The sequence below is a fragment of the Bacillus sp. FSL R12-0074 genome (genome assembly GCF_038005725.1).
Taxonomy (GTDB): domain Bacteria; phylum Bacillota; class Bacilli; order Bacillales; family Bacillaceae_G; genus Bacillus_A; species Bacillus_A mycoides.
Genome location: NZ_JBBOTR010000001.1, coordinates 1,091,766 through 1,111,241, shown reverse-complemented (window position 1 = coordinate 1,111,241; position 19,476 = coordinate 1,091,766). Strand labels below are relative to the sequence as shown.

At 37.3% G+C, this 19,476-nt stretch carries 19 protein-coding genes; 7 read left to right on the top strand and 12 right to left on the bottom strand.

Translation table 11 applies throughout. The features are described from left to right. Nucleotides 1-162: 162 nt before the first annotated feature. Genes NSS97_RS05705 through NSS97_RS05695 form a run of 3 tightly spaced genes read right to left on the bottom strand, consistent with a single transcriptional unit; the run spans nt 163 to nt 3,012 of the window. Nucleotides 163-861, bottom strand: coding sequence for an LUD domain-containing protein (locus NSS97_RS05705; protein ID WP_107887059.1), 699 nt, complete (start codon nt 859-861; stop codon nt 163-165). After that, a complete protein-coding gene (locus NSS97_RS05700) occupies nt 842-2,272 on the bottom strand; it encodes a LutB/LldF family L-lactate oxidation iron-sulfur protein (protein ID WP_107887060.1) in 1,431 nt (476 codons plus the stop codon). Before NSS97_RS05700 ends, NSS97_RS05705 begins: the two co-directional genes overlap by 20 nt. Before the next feature lie 2 nt (nt 2,273-2,274). Further along, entirely contained in the window at nt 2,275-3,012 is a 738-nt protein-coding gene (locus NSS97_RS05695) for a heterodisulfide reductase-related iron-sulfur binding cluster (RefSeq protein WP_107887061.1), read from the bottom strand. Between the two features lie 336 nt (nt 3,013-3,348). Between NSS97_RS05695 and NSS97_RS05690 the strand changes: the two genes are divergently transcribed. After that, nucleotides 3,349-3,702 (top strand): hypothetical protein, encoded by a 354-nt coding sequence (locus NSS97_RS05690; protein ID WP_234705791.1) that lies wholly within the window; start codon nt 3,349-3,351, stop codon nt 3,700-3,702. Between the two features lie 132 nt (nt 3,703-3,834). Here the strand turns inward: NSS97_RS05690 and ecsC are convergent, their stop codons facing one another. From ecsC to ecsA, 3 genes are read right to left on the bottom strand one after another with little or no spacing between them, the layout of a single operon-like run. Beyond that, a complete protein-coding gene (gene ecsC / locus NSS97_RS05685) occupies nt 3,835-4,542 on the bottom strand; it encodes an ecs operon protein EcsC (protein ID WP_002011122.1) in 708 nt (235 codons plus the stop codon). A 13-nt stretch (nt 4,543-4,555) separates the two neighbouring features. Beyond that, entirely contained in the window at nt 4,556-5,767 is a 1,212-nt protein-coding gene (locus tag NSS97_RS05680) for an ABC transporter permease (protein WP_107887062.1), read from the bottom strand. Continuing rightward, nucleotides 5,760-6,503, bottom strand: a complete 744-nt coding sequence (ecsA, locus tag NSS97_RS05675) for an ABC transporter ATP-binding protein EcsA (RefSeq protein WP_001292616.1) — start codon at nt 6,501-6,503, stop codon at nt 5,760-5,762. The genes NSS97_RS05680 and ecsA overlap by 8 nt, the downstream gene beginning before the upstream one ends. Before the next feature lie 562 nt (nt 6,504-7,065). Here ecsA and NSS97_RS05670 point away from each other — a divergent pair. From NSS97_RS05670 to NSS97_RS05660, 3 genes are all read left to right on the top strand, one after another. Beyond that, nucleotides 7,066-7,500 (top strand): HIT family protein, encoded by a 435-nt coding sequence (locus NSS97_RS05670; RefSeq protein ID WP_001016832.1) that lies wholly within the window; start codon nt 7,066-7,068, stop codon nt 7,498-7,500. Between the two features lie 208 nt (nt 7,501-7,708). After that, a complete protein-coding gene (locus tag NSS97_RS05665; protein WP_002011120.1) occupies nt 7,709-8,071 on the top strand; it encodes a YtxH domain-containing protein in 363 nt (120 codons plus the stop codon). Between the two features lie 299 nt (nt 8,072-8,370). Next, nucleotides 8,371-8,928 carry an HTH-type transcriptional regulator Hpr gene (locus tag NSS97_RS05660; RefSeq protein WP_002011118.1) on the top strand — a complete coding sequence of 186 codons (558 nt, stop codon included), beginning with the start codon at nt 8,371-8,373 and terminating at the stop codon, nt 8,926-8,928. A gap of 5 nt (nt 8,929-8,933) precedes the next feature. Here the strand turns inward: NSS97_RS05660 and NSS97_RS05655 are convergent, their stop codons facing one another. Next, the gene (locus NSS97_RS05655; RefSeq protein ID WP_002030209.1) at nt 8,934-9,269 is read right to left on the bottom strand and encodes a YhaI family protein; all 336 of its coding nucleotides are present in this window, start codon (nt 9,267-9,269) and stop codon (nt 8,934-8,936) included. Nucleotides 9,270-9,387: 118 nt separating this feature from the next. On the opposite strand from NSS97_RS05655, the gene NSS97_RS05650 reads away from it, so the two are divergent. The 3 genes from NSS97_RS05650 to helD all read left to right on the top strand — a co-directional run bounded on the left by NSS97_RS05650 (nt 9,388) and on the right by helD (nt 13,530). After that, nucleotides 9,388-9,582 (top strand): hypothetical protein, encoded by a 195-nt coding sequence (locus tag NSS97_RS05650; protein ID WP_000172693.1) that lies wholly within the window; start codon nt 9,388-9,390, stop codon nt 9,580-9,582. A gap of 447 nt (nt 9,583-10,029) precedes the next feature. Then, the gene (gene prsA, locus NSS97_RS05645; RefSeq protein ID WP_107887065.1) at nt 10,030-10,899 is read left to right on the top strand and encodes a peptidylprolyl isomerase PrsA; all 870 of its coding nucleotides are present in this window, start codon (nt 10,030-10,032) and stop codon (nt 10,897-10,899) included. Between the two features lie 294 nt (nt 10,900-11,193). Beyond that, entirely contained in the window at nt 11,194-13,530 is a 2,337-nt protein-coding gene (gene helD / locus NSS97_RS05640) for an RNA polymerase recycling motor HelD (protein ID WP_341111891.1), read from the top strand. A gap of 6 nt (nt 13,531-13,536) precedes the next feature. Here the strand turns inward: helD and NSS97_RS05635 are convergent, their stop codons facing one another. From NSS97_RS05635 to glpK, 5 genes are all read right to left on the bottom strand, one after another. Further along, nucleotides 13,537-14,793: an FtsW/RodA/SpoVE family cell cycle protein gene (locus tag NSS97_RS05635; RefSeq protein ID WP_107887067.1), complete on the bottom strand. Its 1,257-nt coding sequence runs from the start codon at nt 14,791-14,793 to the stop codon at nt 13,537-13,539. A 7-nt stretch (nt 14,794-14,800) separates the two neighbouring features. Beyond that, entirely contained in the window at nt 14,801-15,208 is a 408-nt protein-coding gene (locus NSS97_RS05630; RefSeq protein ID WP_002011111.1) for a PadR family transcriptional regulator, read from the bottom strand. A gap of 4 nt (nt 15,209-15,212) precedes the next feature. Continuing rightward, the gene (locus NSS97_RS05625; protein ID WP_044444070.1) at nt 15,213-15,746 is read right to left on the bottom strand and encodes a sigma-70 family RNA polymerase sigma factor; all 534 of its coding nucleotides are present in this window, start codon (nt 15,744-15,746) and stop codon (nt 15,213-15,215) included. Between the two features lie 414 nt (nt 15,747-16,160). After that, nucleotides 16,161-17,843 carry an aerobic glycerol-3-phosphate dehydrogenase gene (gene glpD / locus NSS97_RS05620; protein ID WP_002030199.1) on the bottom strand — a complete coding sequence of 561 codons (1,683 nt, stop codon included), beginning with the start codon at nt 17,841-17,843 and terminating at the stop codon, nt 16,161-16,163. 133 nt (nt 17,844-17,976) lie between these two features. Next, nucleotides 17,977-19,467, bottom strand: coding sequence for a glycerol kinase GlpK (gene glpK / locus NSS97_RS05615; RefSeq protein WP_085309574.1), 1,491 nt, complete (start codon nt 19,465-19,467; stop codon nt 17,977-17,979). Nucleotides 19,468-19,476: the final 9 nt, after the last annotated feature.

The window sequence follows — 19,476 nt, the reverse complement described above, 5'->3', positions numbered from 1 at the left end:
ACTGAAACAGAGATTAAAATTTTCCTTCTTAAGGTTTCTTCACCAATAAGGGCACACAAAATAAAAAGCCCCGGTTATATTTAACAGCCAGCACTTTCTATTTTCAGTACTCTTATAATGTTTCAGCTATATTTCGCGCTCTGCCGCACACGTAAATCATTATTAATCATCCACAATAATATACGCTGTTCTAATTGGCCCATGCACACCTACGACAAGGTTCATTTCAATATCCGCGCTATTTGATGGACCAGAAACGAAGTTCACACAAGCCGGCAAGTTTTCTCCCGCTTTATTTTGATTATGGATCAGTTTTGTAGCTTGGGTTAATCTTGGTACAATCGTACTTTTAGGAACGATTGCAATATATGACTCCGGAAGAAGACTCACATGTCTTCCTTTTAACCCATCATTAAATAGCACAACGGTTCCTGATTCTGCCAGAGTCATATCACTGAACGTAATGCCAAGGTCAGCAGCTTTCGCAAATTTTATGTCCTCTTCTTTATGATCTAATCCCCATGTACGAAAATGTGTTGTTCCTTCATTGTTGAAACATGAAGTAAGACCGTACTCATTAAAGCGCTCATCGTTCGAATACATAGCAGATTTGATATTCCAATCTTTTATAAAAGACCCCAATGTTTCAACAAGATTTTCCTTTGTTGTTCGCTTTACTTCTGTATGAATCACTTCACAGTGCTCCATTAACTGTAATACAAGTTCGTCTTGTGTTAATCCTTCAAAAACATTCCACTGCGGGGAAAAAGACCATTTCGGTTTTCCCACTGCTTCTGGGCGTTTCCTACCAAGCTTTTCTGATAATTGGAGTAAAAATTCCTCACGATTTTGGATTGCCATCATCGTTCTCCTTTACGTGTTTTTCAAACCACTCTCGAAACGGTTGTTTTTTCGGAACTGGAAAATCTCTCGCATCCGTCCAAGCTTTTAACGGTCCAATGCCGCGCTCAATCTTATCTCCTTTTGCGAGAGGTTTTAATGCATACGGAGCGCTCTTCGCTGCAAAAGAAAATAGTCTAGGACTCTTCACCGCTTTTTCAAAACCTTTCATAGCCACGTTCCAAGCTACAGGTGATTGTTTTTCTTCTACAATGCGGCTGCGGTGTTTAATTAATAAGTCATGTAACGGGATTTTCACTGGACACGCTTCTGTACAAGCACCACAAAGGCTAGATGCATAAGGTAAATCCTTATATTCATCATATCCCCCTAAAAGCGGTGTCAACACAGCTCCAATTGGTCCTGGATAAATAGAGCCATATGCATGTCCACCAATATGCCTGTATACAGGACACACATTAATACATGCCGCGCAACGAATGCACTGAAGGACACTTTGGAATTCCGTTCCTACAATATCGGAACGACCATTATCAACAATGACTAAATGAAATTCCTCAGGTCCATCTGTTCCGCCAGGCTCAGTTAACCCTGTAATATAACTTGTTAACTTTTGTCCTACAGAACTTCGGCATAGAAGTGTTACTAAAACATCAAGCTCTTCCCATGTTGGAACAATACGTTCCATCCCCATAACTGTAATCAACGTTTTCGGAAGTGTCGTAGTAAGTCTTGCATTTCCTTCGTTCGCTACGATAGAAATTGATCCCGACTCTGCAACAGCAAAGTTACATCCAGTCACCCCTATATCCGCTGCAAAAAAATCATCACGTAAATAATCTCTTACAAACCTCGCCATTTCCGTAGGATCAGATGTTCCAGTATAATTTAACTTTGTTTTAAATATTTCACAAATGTGTTCTTTATCTTTGTGAAGGCACGGAACAACAATATGCGAGGGAGGATCGTGGTCGTTCACTTGTAGAATAAATTCAGCAAGATCTGTTTCTAACACTTCCGCTCCAGCTTCTTCAATCGCTTCATTTAAACTAATCTCTTCCGTTACCATCGATTTTGATTTCACAATTTTTTTCGCGTTTTTCTTTTTTACAATCTCTTTTACATATTCCCTTGCGTCTTCTGCAGTCTTTGCGAAATAAACGAAACCACCGTTTTTCTCAATATTTTCACTTAGCTCATATAAATAATAATCAAGGTTTTCTAATGTATGCTTTCGAATTTCTTCTCCTAAAGCTCGCCATTCTTCCCAGTTCCCAAGACTCTCAGTAGCTTTTAATTTCTTAACTCTAAGACCATCTTGCGCTTTCCTGACAGCCTGTCGCATAAATTGATCCCCAATACCTGTTGCAGTACGCTTATGAAAGGGATCTTTCCCAATTTTCATTCCCATCTCTATATCCCCCCTTGTTTTCGATCTTCATTTAATACTTGAGCAATATGTTTTACATCAATCTGATAACCATTACGTGTTAAACGTCCTTTTATATTCATTAAGCAGCTACAATCCATCCCAATTAACAATTCCGCACCGGTTTCCATAATATGCTTTACTTTTTCTTCAACCATTTGCTCAGAGATTTCTGGCATTTTCACCGAGAATGTCCCTCCAAATCCGCAGCAATCATAATTATGCGGCAATGAAACAACTTCCAGTCCCTTTACACACTTTAATAGTTTTTGCGGTGGTTCCTTAATCCCCATTAATCGGCTCATATGACAAGATGTGTGAACCGTTGCTTTTTTATGAAGCTCCGCACCTAAATCTTCTTTTCCTAATACTTCAACTAGAAATTGTGTGAATTCATATGTTTTACTTGCAAGTTCAGTAGCTTTTTTCTTCCAATCCGCTTCACTTTCAGAAAATAAGCTAGAAAACTCGTGAACCATCATAGCGCAAGACCCCGATGGTGCCACAACATATTCTGAACTAGCAAAGGCTTCAATCATATGTTTTGCAGCTGTTTTTGTTTCTTTCACATACCCGCTATTATAAGCAGGTTGTCCGCAGCAAGTTTGATTTTTAGGAAAATCAACTTCACACCCTAAATCTTCAAGAATTTCCACAACATCTTTCCCTACTTCTGGATAAAAAATATCTGCAACACAAGTAATAAATATTGATACTTTCATATTTTGCACCCCTAAATACAGTAAAGTAAGCTCAAGTAACTTTATTTGTATATTATTGGTAAAAAAATTAAAAATATGAATAAAAATATAAAAAAAGTGATTGAGAACTATCTCAATCACTAAATGCCAAAGTCGGAACAAGCAACGCTCTTGCTTCTGCAAGTGTGTCAACGAGCGAACTTTCATACCGTCTCTTCTTTGAGATGTGTATGAGCTAATCCTGAAATATCGTATATTGATATACCTTGGTGTGAAGAAGGGATATGTATCAGGACGTGGAATATGGAAGTATCTATGCGATGAAGGGAGTTTTGCATCTTGAAGAAACAAATCGGCATGATTGTATCTGCATTCACTTGTGTATCCATCTTTTTAAGCGGTTGTGGAACAACAAAAACCAACGAAACCCCGAAAACAGAAACAGCACAAACGACAAAGGATGTAAGGGAATTGGTTTGGAGTTCGTTATCGCAAGCAGCGAAAGATGGAGTAGATGGTAGTTGGAAAGATGCAAAAGTCAGCAAGGTAATAGCGGATACAACCAAATATCAACTCGATGATGCGTCATTCAAAGGAAAAGAAGTAACACTCGTTACCTTTCCGGCTAAACAGCGAGAGTTGTTAGGCGATATAAATAAACTCGTGGACGAACCGTCAGGTAAGATCGTAGGGAGTTCGATGAGGAAGTAGGAACGAAAAGGGGCTTTACCCCTCTTCGTTTTTGCATCAAAAGCAACAATATCTACGAAAACAGCCAAAATAATAAATAGAAAAGCCTCTTAAATTACACATTTAAGAGGCTTTCTTTTTTGATAAAACAAATTAATTTCTATTAAGCAAGCGCATACGATAACAATTCATCGTCACTTCCCCAAGCCTTTGCAACAATTGATAATTCGCATATGCGCCGACCGGGGCACCGATGATCGGGACGAGCTGGAGCATTTTTGCTAAATCGATATAGTCTCGGTATTCTGTTTGAAACTTTTCCCAGTCCATATGATTTTCTTCTTCTGTATCCCACGTTTCAATCGCTTTCCATACTTCTTTTCGGTAATCGTCACTTGAAAAAGCAAGCTGGAAAACGTGAAGAATAAAAAGACGTTCTTCTTTTTTACTCGTATCAAATCCGTACAATGTTGCTGCATCAAATAAAAATTTTATTTTAATAGTAAGTAATAACGGGAAATCGGCAAGGCCAAGGAGAATACCACCTGCTCCTGTTCCTGCCCCTTCTGCCGCTGCAACTTTTTTGTACTCATCCATTTTTTTACGTACTTCATCATCTCTTCTTTGCAGTGACCAGTTCGTTTCTTTTAGCTTCGGTTTTATGAAGTTTGATCCAGCGCTAATTGTTTGCACCATCATCCGAATCGTTTCTGTTAGTACCTTTTGCACTTTCGCGGGCACTAGTTGTTGCACTTTCACCTGCACTTTTTTAGAGAACCGTGTCATCATAGAAGAATCTTTCATGAATGTAGCTTTCCACTGCTCCAATTCTTTTATAACCTTCTCTTCATATGTAATCATAGGTTCATTCCTTTCAGTTTAAACGCTCAATTCGCTTTGCACCGTATTGATAAACGAAACCAATACTAAATAATATGCTTACGACAAATAAAATGCCGGTCATTATGAAATCTTTCGTCGCAAGTGCAAATATAATTGTAAATACAACGCTACCAATGATAAGAATCGCATTTAATAAAGTAAGGAAATCTCTCTTCTTCTCGTCTCCCCCTACCGGATATAAATCAAGCCAAACTTTCATACGGTGATGTTTCCAAAGGGTTAAGAGCTGGTAGCCGATTAAGTATAAGAAAACAAGGCTTACGATAAAACGTCCATATAAAAATGGGATAAAGTAAAGAATAATTCCCCCAAGAACGAGTAAACGCATATATAATCCGAAATAGTTACCCGATCTTAAAAATGTTCTCGTATATAAGTATAAATATGTACGTTTCTCACCAATCATCGAAAGAATCAAATCAAGCCATTTCCTACGTGATACTCTCTCTTTTAACGCTGGTACATCAACGAACATATTCGCAATGCGGTACAGTAGCATCATTTTTTTACCCTCTTCAGAAATTAAATACTCCCAGTTTAGCGGCTTTCCCTTCACCTTTTGATGCATAACAGCAAGGTATAGCGCCATTAAAAAGACAATCACACCGGTAAAAATGACTGAAGTACGTTCTACAAGGACGTACACAAATATGCCGTTTAAAATAAAACGAATAAACCAATCCACTCTTTGTACATTTTGATCTGTTAAAAATGATTTTTCCCACGCTACGAATAAATTCCACGCTTTTACAATGACAAACGCGATTACAATCCATATGTAATTGGCTCCTGTTTGTTTCATTTGCTGGAAGTATAACGGGGCAAGTGCAGCTGCTACCATTGCGATTATGTATAACTGAATCATAAACGTAAAGAGAAATGCCTTCGTAAAGTAAGGCTTTAACTTTTCTTCAACTGGCAGTAAATACACGAGATCTGCTTCTTTTAATAACGTTTGGACTGACCCGGCCGTTAATACGAGGCCAAGTATGACTGCCATAACAATCGCTGTCGGAAACGAAGGTGTTAACGTTTGTAACCATTGCTGGTAATAATACGCTCCTGCACCGATGATAAATACGAAAATAAATTTCAAATGATCGTTAAATACGTATTTACTATATGTACGAACTTCTTTTAGAAAGTGCCGAAATCGTTCTTTCCATAACGCTGTGCTATTCATAATCTTCTTCCTTCGTTAACGCAATATAAATATCATCAAGTGTTGCACCAGGCATATTAAACCCGGATTGAAGTTCTGATAATGTTCCCATCGCTCTCACCTCACCTTGATGCAAAATGATGAATGAATCACAATAGCGCTCTGCTGTCGCTAAAATATGTGTACTCATTAAGATGCCCGCACCACTCTTTTTCATTTGATCCATCATTTGAAGAAGTGATTGAATCGCTAACGGATCAAGCCCAACGAAAGGTTCGTCCACAATGTAAAGTGATGGTTCAACTAAAAATGCACTCATAATCATCACTTTTTGTTTCATCCCTTTTGAGAAATGAGACGGAAACCATTTTAAGCGATTTTTCATGCGAAACTCTTGTAATAGTTGTCCTACACGTTCTTCATATTGTTTTTCATCTACACCGTACGCCATCGCTGTTAATTTCAAATGCTCTTCTAACGTTAACTCATCATATAATACTGGTGTTTCTGGAATGAAGGAGAAACTAGAACGGTACGCTGTCATATCATCACGAATTGTTTTCCCATTAATTGTGACAGTTCCTTTTTTCGGCTCCATTAAACCGATGATATGTTTAATTGTCGTACTTTTCCCAGCCCCATTTAAACCGATCAAGCCGACAAGTTCGCCTTTATTAACAGAGAACGAAACATTTTGCAGTACAGGTCGTTTCGTATATCCTCCTGTAACATTTTCTACACGCAATAACTCGCTCATACGACACCACTTTCTTCATTAGTATTCATTCTACATTCATCTTACCAAAAATGACGCTGTACTACATAGTATCGATGTCTTAAAAAAAAATTTAAATTTCTTGGCATATATTTTTACAAAAGCGGACATCATAATTAGTGAAGAAGGAACACATTGAAAAAGCAACCACCAATTGATGAGTACAACAACATAGTGAAGTCATCATGAAATGGGGTGTCCAAGTTGGACAATGAAATTTACACATAACCAGATAATTTGTTTCATTTTCGAAACGGGGTGTCTCCGAAAGAGCATATACTGTTTTAAAAAATAAACAATTTCATTTTAAAAAAAGATTGCAATTCATTTCACTTGAAAATGGGGTGTCTACGGCAGAAACTTTAGCCGATTTACCGTGCATTTCTTAAATAAATGAGGTGTCTGCGAACCGTAAATTATAAAAAATGCTTTTTCAATCCATCTTCAGAAAACAGGAAGCTGAGTCAGCTTCCTGTTTTTCGTGTTTGTTCTCCTATGTAATTATGGTAAAATACGGCTAAGACTATTTGAAAGGATGAGATCGATGAATCATACAGCGGACAATTGTATTTTTTGTAAAATCATTGACGGGCAAATCCCTTGCTCAAAAGTATACGAAGATGAACATGTACTTGCATTTTTAGATATTAGTCAAGTAACAAAAGGACATACTCTTGTTATTCCGAAAGTTCACAAACAAGACATTTTTGCGTTAACGCCAGAAATCGCATCACATATTTTTGCGGTCGTTCCAAAAATCGCAAATGCAATGAAAGCAGAATTTAATCCAGTTGGTTTCAACCTACTTAACAATAACGGCGAGAAAGCTGGACAAACTGTATTCCACTTCCACCTTCATTTAATTCCACGCTACGGTGAAAACGATGGTTTCGGTGCTGTTTGGAAATCACACCAAAATGAATACACAATGGAAAATTTACAAAACATCGCAAGTACAATTGCAAATAGTGTGAAATAGTGCCACTATAATAAGAAGTAATACATAATAAGCCCATTCCTCTGGCATTTATTGTATGGCTTCTTTCTTCACAAAAAATGCCGGGGGTATGATTTTTTGTGCATAGCATGTACAAGAGAGAAAAGCTCGCTTTTCTTCCCCTTGTCTTAAAGATATGCACACTTTTATACATCATGAATACGAACGAAAAATAAGGAGGTTTCCTTTTATGTCAAAAGCTAAATCCTTTATTACAGGTGTACTTTGCGGCGGAGCAGTTGCTGGACTAGCCGTTCTTTTCTCAACTCCTTCTTCTGGTAAAGCTATGCGCGGTAAGCTGAAAGAAAAAGGAACTGATATTAAAAAGACATTGGCTGATATTACAGCTGATACGAAGTTATTAAAGCGTCAAATCGTTGAAACTGCTTCAGAAGGTAAAGAAGTATTCCAAGAACTAAAAGACGATATGCATGACACGCTTTCTAACTGGAAACAAGATATTTCTCAAAACAAACGACATATTGAAAAAGAAATTTTAGACATTCAAAAGTCAATTGAGAAACTACAAGAAGCCGTTCCAGAAAAAGCGTAAACATATTCCTGCTTAGTTTTTTGCATATAACAAATATTTTTCATACGAATTGACCTTAACACGGCATATCACATAGATATGCCGTGTTTTTATGCATTTACAATATATGTTATCCCTTAACATGTAAAGACAACACATGTATTCTCGACTCATAAAACGCTTCCATAGTTATGCATGATTTGTATAGAATGTTATTTTTCCGAAAAATTTTCACAATTCTCACAAAAAGACTTTATTAATTTTTATTTTACTGGCATAATAGATAATAATGAAAAAAGAATGTTAAAGTGGGTGAGTAAATGAAAAGTGGAGAAAAAAATTACTCGGTAAAAGAAGCGATGATTTTCAGCCAACGTATTGCTCAATTATCGAAAGCGTTATGGAAATGCGTAGAGAAAGATTGGCAACAATGGATTAAACCTTACGATTTAAACATTAACGAGCATCATATTTTATCAATCGCTTATCATTTAAAAGGGGCTTCTATTTCTGAGATTGCTAAGTTTGGAGTTATGCACGTATCAACGGCGTTTAACTTCTCTAAAAAGCTAGAAGAACGCGGCTATCTTGTATTCTCTAAAAAAGAAGATGATAAACGAAATACGTACATTGAAATTACAGACAAAGGGGAAGAGTTACTACTTCGCTTAATGGAGGAGTATGACCCTGAAAATAATTCTGTTTTTAATGGGGCACTTGAACTTCGTAATTTTTACGGTAAGTTCCCAGAAAATATCGAACTTATTGCGATCCTTCGCAATATTTACGGACAGGACTTCATCGATATTTTTGAGAAATCATTAGAGAATATTGAGGAGAACTTTACGGAGACCGATCAAAAATTAGTTAAGAAATAATCTATTTATCCTTTCGCAATCATGCGTAAGAATTCATTCATAAGTGGCACAAATAAGCCCTGTTTTGCTAGCGCTTCCGCAGTTTCGTGTACTTCGAGCTGATGTGGAAGCGCTTTTTCAAATTGATCTAATAGCGCATCAAACAATAGAAGGCCTTCTGCTTTCTCCACTACATATTGTTCGTTCAGCTTTTCACAAAGTTTTAGTATACGTTCAATGTCTTTTTTACGAGCTTTTTTCTTTATGATTAAAGAATAAAATGGACACTTTTCTTCATCAATCATTTTAAATAGTAGGTCTACGTAGTATTCAGCTTGTTCTAGTCTTCTTACAACGTCCATTTTCTCCCTCGCTTCCTAACACAAAGTCTTCTATTTCTGAATTTTGTAACACGAACAAAATATCGTATGATACAATATATAAAGTATATGTATTTTAGCCAAAAGGAGGTCTCGCCTCATGACTCTTATAACCGTTGTTTTTGTTGCATTCGCACTTCTTGTTATATTTTACACGAATTTCATGACACATACACTGTGTGAGCGAAAACAAATATCTGCGAGCCGCCAGCCCGGTGTCTTTCGAGTTATTAATGTATGTATTACCATTCTATTAATTTCTAGTTATGTAGAAATTATATTTCATGGAAAGTGAGGAAGGAAGCCCCTTCCTCATTTTTTTCCTCTATAAGCAAATTATACCTACTATAACTAATAAAATAAACAGTACAAGTAATAAAATAAGTTTTGAATTCATCCCCCATCCCCTCCTCTTTTCTGTATATGCGACATGCGCCCAATATGGTACCCTTTCAAAATCTGACACAAACTGGTTAAAATTTCTTTATCAATAGGAAAACCCGTCGAAATATGATATATTAAATTTTGTACATATTGCTTATACTATGAAATAAACGACACGCATCTAAACTTTATCCTAAAGCCTCGGTAAGTCCTGTTAAGCGTGCTTTTACATATAAAAAAAGCAAAGACATCAGTGAGACTTAATCAGGTTCTTATGAACGAAAATAACCTATCATAAGGCGTTTCTTCATTCGTATGGGATAAATTAAAAATACATAATAGTAGGAGTGTTTATTGAATGAAGAAAGCTATGCTTGCCTTAGCCGCAACAAGTGTAATCGCATTATCAGCATGTGGAACATCATCATCAGACAAAATTGTTACATCTAAAGCTGGTGACATCACTAAAGAAGAGTTCTACAATCAAATGAAGACACAAGCTGGTAAACAAGTACTAAATAACATGGTTATGGAAAAAGTACTTATTAAAAACTACAAAGTCGATGAAAAAGAGGTAGACAAAAAGTTCGATGAAATGAAAAAGCAAGTCGGTGACCAATTCGATACACTAATGAAACAACAAGGCCTTAAAGAAGAAACAGTTAAAAATGGCGTTCGCGCTTCATTAGCTCAAGAACAAGCGATTGAAAAAGCAATTACTGATAAAGACTTAAAAGCAAAATTTGAGGACTATAAGCAAGAAATTAAAGCAAGCCATATTCTTGTAAAAGATGAAGAGACTGCTAAAAAAGTGAAAGAAGAACTTGCACAAGGTAAATCTTTCGAAGAGTTAGCGAAAAAGTACTCTGAAGATCCAGGTTCAAAAGAAAAAGGTGGCGACTTAGGATTCTTCGGACCAGATAAAATGGTAAAAGAATTCGATGAAGCTGCTCGTAAGCTGAAAAAAGATGAAGTAAGTGAACCAGTAAAAACACAGCATGGTTACCATATCATTAAAGTAACTGAGACTCATGCTGACGCAACTTTCGATAAAGCAAAAGCTGACATCAAAAAAGAAGTAGTTCAAGAAAAAACACAAGATGCTCAATTTATGAACGATCTTATGATGAAAGAAATCAAAAAAGCTGACGTAAAAGTTGACGACAAAGATTTGAAAGATCTTTTCGAAGAACCAAAAGCTGACGCTAAAAAAGACGCAAAGAAATAATGAAGTAAAAAAAGCTTGGGTAGCCCCAAGCTTTTTTTATTTTGTAGTAGTTTTTTACCGATAAATCGATATACTCCCCCTTCTTACTCCATTCAACACAAAAAAACCTTGATTTCGTACAGCACGAAACCAAGGTTTATCTTATTATCATTGATTAAATTAAAAAACTATGTTAAATTAGTACAGAAACGCATTCACTAAAAATAAAAGAATGTATTTATCCGTATCTTAATTTTACACCAAAACACATCTTCAGTCAACCTCTATTTTTCACTTTTAAAGGAGTGCTTACGTATGAACAAAAAACTTGATCAAGAGCAAAAACGATTGGATAACGTAATAGAAACGATTACGGAGCAAATCGATAAACTGGAAAGCGAAACTGGCAGACGCCGGGCAGAAGTAATCAACATTCGTAAACACTTCTGGGATGATGTTAAAGTTAACACTGATACTTTTGACGATTATCTTGAAACAGTTATCAACTTAAGACAACAAGCTCAGTCACTAGCCGTAACACAAATCACCCATAAGCACACCTTTAATCGACTTGCCGCACTACGCCGTATGCATAAAGCACCTTACTTCGGACGAATTGATTTCAAAGAAGAAGGAGAAATTGGTGCAGAACAAATTTATATCGGCGTTGCTACACTTACCGATGCAAGCGGAGAAAACTTTCTTATATACGATTGGCGCGCACCTATTTCAAGTGTCTACTACGATTATCCGCCAGGACCGGCTGAGTACAGTACACCAGGAGGCGTAATCCGCGGCAATGTGGAGAAAAAATTACAATATATTATTCAGAATGGCGAGATTGATTCCATGTTCGATACGAGCCTCACAATTGGAGATGAAATTCTGCAACAAGCGCTCGGAAAAGGAACAAACAAACATATGCAAAGTATCGTTGCTACTATCCAGCGCGAGCAAAATGAAATTATCCGTCACGATGAAGGGCGACTACTTATCGTTCAAGGAGCTGCTGGTAGCGGTAAAACGTCAGCTGCCCTGCAGCGAATCGCCTACTTACTATATAAATATCGCGAATGGCTAAAAGCAGATCAAATCATTCTCTTCTCCCCTAACTCCATGTTCAACAGCTACGTATCTAACGTACTGCCAGAACTCGGCGAAGAAAATATGCAGCAAGTTACATTCCAAGAATATTTAAACCATAGACTAAGTAAGTCATTTGATGTTGAGGATCCTTACGAGCAATTAGAATATATGCTAACTGAAACGAATAGCGCAAATTATAAAACTAGAAATGCGAGCATTCGCTTTAAAGCATCTACTCAATTTTTCGAGATGATTAGAGCGTACAGACAATCTCTTGAATCTTCAGGCATGCTATTTAGAGGAATGAAATTTAGAGGAAAACTGATTGCCTCTGCTAAAGAAATTACAGAGCAATTTTATAATACTGATTCCTCCCTCCGCTTCCATAATAGAATCGAGAAGTTAACGGATTGGCTAAATAAACAAACAGACACAATTGAAAAAACAGAACTGAAAAAGCCTTGGGTAGAAGAAGAAATTGAACTACTTAGTAAAGATGAATATCAAAAAGCTTATAAATACTTACAGAAAAAAGGCGAGTTTGATGACAACTCCTTTAATGATTATGAAAAAGAAACGAAAGTACTTGGTCGTATGATTGTCCGTAAAAAATTAAAACCGTTACGTAAAGGCGTTCAAACACTACGTTTTATCAATTTTACAGGCATATATAAACAACTCTTCACAGATGAATCATGGGTTACTGGAGAAAAGCCTAAAGAATGGGATGACATTTGTTCACTAACTTTGAACATGCTTGATGAAGGAAAGCTACATTACGAGGATGCGACTCCATTTTTACTTTTAAAAGAATTAATTGAAGGCTTCCAAACGAACAGATCAATTAAACACGTACTTGTAGACGAAGCACAAGATTATTCTCCGTTTCAGTTCGAGTTTTTAAAACGTCTCTTCCCTGCCGCAAAAATGACTGTACTCGGAGACTTTAACCAAGCGATATTTGCCCATGCGAGTGAAGCAGTGAACTTCAATACGCTTACTAGCTTATACGGACCAGATGAAACGAACGGCATCAACTTAACTCGTAGCTATCGCTCAACAAAACCGATTATTGAATTTACACGTGCTCTCGTACCAGAAGGAGAGAACATTCACGCCTTTGAACGTGACGGTGAGAAACCTACAGTGACGAAAGTATCGAATGACAGCGAACTGCACGAACATATTACTGCCAAAGTTGCTGAACTACAAAAACAACAGCACAATACGATCGCAATTATATGTAAATCCGCAGCTGAAAGCGCCGCTGCCTACGAAGCACTTAGTCATATCGAGAATATTAAACTTGTGAAAAGTAACTCAGCCGAGTACGAGCAAGGCATCGTCGTTATCCCTGCTTATTTAGCGAAGGGTATCGAATTTGATGCTGTTATTATTTACGATGCTTCTAAAGATGTGTACAGCGATGAGAGCCTACGTAGATTGTTCTACACTGCTTGTACGCGCGCAATGCATGAATTGCAGCTTTATAGCGTTGGTGAGGTTAGTCCTTTTGTAACGGGGGCTGCTTCGGAGAGTTTTGAATGTATAACGAAAACACCTTGATTTTTATCAAGGTGTTTTTCTCATCCTAAACGAAATATCTTTACGCCGATATACACTCAGCACGATCCCCATTATAAATGCATGAAACAGAGTTGGTACTAATCCATAACTAATAAAAGGTAATGATATAGAAACACGTGGTAATATCCCGAGGATCATTCCAACGTTACAAATGAAATGGACTACAAAAAGAGTTACTCCACCAACGAGTAGCAATTTACCATAACCATCATTTGTTTTATACGATATGGTCATTATTCTCACTGCAAAAAGAGAAAGAATCAAGACAAGAACTAGCGCAAGCACATATCCATAATAGTAAGTCAAACTTGCGAATACAAAATCAGTATGAGCAGCAGGGATAGACTTTATATTTCCATATGTACCAAACCAACCTGCCGACGACATTACCTCTTTTAAACGTAAATCCCATAGATCATGCTCCGGGTTTAAAAATCCTAAAATTCTAGCTATCCGGTATTCTTTTACGGCAGACCAGGAAAGTAAATCCCTAATAATAAAGAAACAAATTGGTAACATTGTAATGAGCCATGCCGTTTTCTTTCCTAACTTACTCCACCAAAGCATAACAAATACCATCGTAATATAAATGAAAATTGGTAAAAGAATTGATGTCGTTAAAAATAGATATAAAGAAAATACGTACAGCATGAAAAGATGTATAAATTTTAATCTACTGTTATTAAAAAATGAAGCCCAGGCTAGAAAAAAGAATGGTATCGTCATTAAACAGTCAATTTTGATGGGACCAATTTTTATGAGCGCTTCCCCATTCACGTAACCACTTGGAAAACATTTTAACGTTAACAGAATAAGTACTCCGATTGTATAAAACAGCCATCCAAACCTCTCTAACTTTCGATAATCAAGTAGCATTATCCCAACAGCTGCTGCAATGCCGAGAATAACAAAAATTACTTTGTTCATTAATAAATCATTCGTATGCCCAAGAGCTATTATTGGCAAAAACCCTAACCCCATAGCAGCCACTAATAAAATAAGTAAGAACCAATCAACCTTTGGCTTATGAAGTTTGTTAAGTTCCCTGCCAAGCTTGATCGGACTTCCCATTTGTTCAACAGCTTTATTTTCAGCAATTTCCTCACTTAATCCTTTTTCTATCCACGTGTTCTTCGCCTGTTTTAAGTGAAAATCTAGTTCAGTTGCTACAAAGCTCTTTGCTTCTTTTGATTTAATATGATTCGTAACTTCGCTTACAAAACGCTCCCCTTTTTTGTTCAATTTTATCTCACTCCTGTACTAATCCTTTTAATATAAACCGTGCCTTCGTAGAATCTTTTTCTGCCTTTCGCAGCATCTTGTTTCCTTTATCATTTAATTGATAATATTTAGCTCCTGAATGATCCCAACTTGATTGGATAAAACGATTCTGTTCTAGACGATGTAATACGGTATATAAGAACCCTTCATTCCCTTCGAATTTTCGAATCCCTCTCCCTCGTAGTAGCTGTGACAATTCGTATCCTGTTTTTTCATTACTGAGGAGTTGTAAAATCGCTAACGAGATGTCTTCTTCCTTTTCGTGTGATGCATTGATTTTTTCGCGCACCCGCTTTCGGTGTTGATCAGAAAAACTCAAATGTTTAAACGTTGTATTCTCCATTGATTTTCGCAGGCCTTTTAATCGATCTTCCATTTGATTATTCCTCCAATCCTTTCTTCAAAAGCTCCTTCGCTTTTTTCAGTCTCGTTTTTATCGTGTTTTCTTTCACTTCTATTACGATAGCAATCTCTTTAATTGATAGTTCTTCATAATAAAATAGATAAATGACTTCTCGATATTTTATCGGTAAATTCATTACTGCAGAAGCCAGTTCACGGTCCTTCGCATTTTGAATAACAGTTTGTTCGACACTATCATTTTGAACCCCAATATAAGCAGCTTCATCCTCTGTCACGATCACCTTTTTGTTATACCAACTTTTTATGTAGTCCTTACATTGATTAATCGCAATTCTCCACAACCACGTTTTCACATTCGACTTCCCGTTGTATGTATGAAGAGATTTATAACATTTCACAAATATATCTTGCGTTAAATCCTCAGCGACCTCTTTATTATTCACATATGAATAAACAAGTTGTAAGATCTCCTGCCCATACTTGTTCATTATTTCATCGATAAGGAGTTCCTTATCTTCTATTTCAAACGCTTCTACCGTTAATTCACCCACATCATTTCCTCCTTCCCATATATTAGACGACGCACTGTATGGAAAAGTTTTATAAATTCATAAAAAAACGGTTGGAAATGTCCATACCGTTTTGTTCATCCTCTACTATTTAATTTTTTCTAAAACAAAACTTTTAATATTCCCCGCACTTTTTATAGCTTGCGATACGTCTGTTTTATTAAGTTTTTCAAAATAAGGATATTGTAGAAGCAAATTAATAAATTGATTCATTTCAACTCCAATACACTACTACAATTGTTAAGTTATTCAAACGGTATAATAATACTTATTATACCTTTCGTATCCATATCCTGTTAAGCAACAAAAATCTACACTCAGTTAACTTCAGTACACTCTATACAAATATAATAAAACAAAAAACCGCACGAGGGCTCTCCCTCACGCGGTTTATTTTTATGCTAACGCTGCTGCTTGCTCTTGTTGATCTACAGGAATTACAGCATCTCTTAACGCTTTTTCTAATTCAGCTGTGTATTTCATTTGCTCTTCTTTGCTCCAGCCTAGTTTCGCAGCCATGTAGTTGATTACTGCTTCTTTCCACTCGTATACCCAGTGGATGTTGAAGAATACAGCGCCTCTGCGGCGTACGAAGAAGTCAACTGGTTTCGCTGTCATTTCGTAATCCATTGCGTATACAAGCGGGATTAGAACGTCTAGCGGCATGTTGTATTCTTTCGCTTCGTCTTTATGTTTTTTCGCTAAGTCAAACAGTACGTCAACGTTAGAGCCGTAGAATTTCGCGAATTTTTCCGCTTGTGCTGTCGTTAAACCATATTTCGTACCTTCGCCTGCTTTTTTCGCAACAAATGCCGGGAATCCGTGTGAACCACTTACATGACCACCAGAGATTGGCATATGTTTCGTATCGCTCTTCTTATATGCGCTATGGCCTTCTTTTTGTAATAGATTCGTTACGTAGTCTACTACCATTTCAGCCATTTTGCGGTATCCTGTTAATTTACCGCCCGCGATTGTAATTAAACCAGATTCAGAAGTCCAAATTTCATCTTTACGAGAAATTTCAGATGCATTCTTACCTTCTTCATAAATTAGCGGACGTACACCAGCCCAGCTTGATTCCACATCTTTTTCTGTAATTTTCACGCTTGGGAACATGTAATTAATCGCATTAATAATATATGTGCGATCTTCTGTTGTCATGTGTGGTACAGCTGCGTCTTTATCATAGAACGTATCTGTTGTACCTACGTACGTTTTTCCTTCGCGAGGAATCGCGAACACCATACGTTTATCTGGTGTATCAAAGTAAATTGCTTGCCCTAATGGGAAACGTTTTTGGTCAATTACTAAATGCACACCTTTTGATAACTGAAGTACTTTCCCTTTTTTAGAGTTATCTTTTTCACGAAGTGTATCTACCCAAGGACCAGCTGCGTTTACAATTTTCTTACCGTAAACTTCATACACTTCTCCATCTAGTAAATCGATTACACGTACACCGCATACTTTTCCATCTTTATATAAGAAACTGTCTACTTTTGCGTAGTTAACAGCTTTCGCACCATGTTCAATCGCTTCTTTCATTACTTCAATTGTAAGACGCGCATCGTCTGTACGATATTCTACGTAGTAACCGCCGCCTTTTAATCCTTCTTGTTTTACAAGAGGCTCTTTATTTAGCGTTTCTTCACGGTTAAACATCTTTCTGCGCTCGCTTCGTTTTACACCTGCTAAGAAGTCGTATACACGAAGACCAATTGATGTACTGAATGACCCGAACGTGCCGCCTGTATGGAACGGAAGTAACATCCACTCCGGTGTTGTTACATGGGGACCGTTCTCATATACGATCGCACGCTCTTTCCCCACCTCTGCTACCATTTTCACTTCAAGTTGTTTTAAATAACGTAAACCGCCGTGTACAAGTTTCGTTGAACGACTTGATGTACCTGCTGCAAAGTCCTGCATTTCAAACACAATCGTTGATAAACCGCGTGTTGCCCCATCTAATGCAATACCAGAACCAGTAATACCTCCACCAATTACGATCACATCTAACTCTTGTTTATTTACTCCATTTAATACGTCTTTACGTTGTTTACTTGAAAATTTCATGGTAATTCCTCCCTTTGATAACGAAAAAAGAGACCACAAGCTCCGCTATAGATTTCGCCTCTATAGCGTGTTGTGGTCTCTCCAAATCTCCTACCGAATTATTAACTTGTCATCATTATAACACTGTTTATGATTATTTGAAAGCTTTAGTTGCTTCAATTGCTTTTTTCCATCCAGCATATAGCTCTTCGCTTGTTTCCGCTTCCATCGTTGGTTCAAAGCGTTTGTCCATATGCCACTGTGCTTTAATTTCATCTTGGTTTTTCCAGTATCCAACCGCAAGACCAGCTAAGTATGCTGCACCTAAAGCTGTCGTTTCATTGATCACTGGACGCTCTACAGGAACGTCTAAAATATCACTTTGGAACTTCATTAAGAAGTTATTTTTAACTGCTCCGCCATCAACGCGTAATGTGTTCAGTTCAATACCTGAATCTGCTTCCATTGCGCATAGTACATCTTTCGTTTGGTATGCTAAAGATTCTAGCGTTGCACGAATGAAATGCTCTTTCGTCGTACCGCGTGTTACACCAAACATAGCGCCGCGTACTTCACTATCCCAATACGGTGTACCTAGTCCTACGAATGCCGGTACTATGTATACACCTTCAGTTGATTCAACACGGTTAGCGTACACTTCGCTCTCGCTCGCATCTTTAAACATACGCAGTCCGTCACGTAACCACTGAATTGCAGAACCAGCTACGAAAATACTTCCTTCTAATGCGTAATTCACTTTACCATCTAAACCCCATGCAATTGTTGTTAATAGGCCATGCTCAGAAGCTACTGCTTTTTCGCCTGTGTTCATTAACATGAAACAACCAGTTCCGTAAGTGTTCTTCGCCATACCTTCACCGAAACAAGCTTGTCCAAATAATGCTGCTTGCTGGTCACCAGCTACACCTGCGATCGGTACATTTTGACCGAAGAAGTGATAATCAATTGTTTCTCCATATATTTCAGATGATTGACGTACTTCTGGAAGCATGCTCTTTGGTACTGTTAACATGTCTAGAAGCTCATCATCCCACTGTAAGTCGTGAATGTTAAACATTAATGTGCGTGATGCATTTGAGTAGTCTGTTATGTGCGCTTTACCGCCAGACAATTTCCATACAAGCCATGTATCAATTGTTCCGAATAATAACTCGCCGTTTTCTGCTTTTTCTCTTGCACCTTCAACGTTATCTAAAATCCATTTTACTTTCGTACCAGAGAAGTATGCATCAATTAAAAGACCTGTTTTTTCTCGAACCATCTCGCTATAACCTTTTTCTTTTAACTCATCACAAATTTCAACTGTTTGACGAGATTGCCATACGATTGCGTTATAAATTGGTTTTCCAGTCGTTTTATCCCATACAACCGCTGTTTCACGTTGGTTCGTAATACCGATACCAGCGATTTGTTCTGGCTTCACATCTGCTTCACTTAAGCAAGTTGCGATAACTGCTAAAATAGATCCCCAAATTTCTTGTGCATTATGCTCAACCCAGCCTGGCTTTGGAAAATGTTGTGTAAACTCTTTTTGAGCTGAATGAACGATTTTTCCTTCTTTATTGAAAAGAATTGCGCGTGAGCTTGTTGTTCCTTGGTCTAATGAAAGAATATATTTTTTCATATCAGTTTC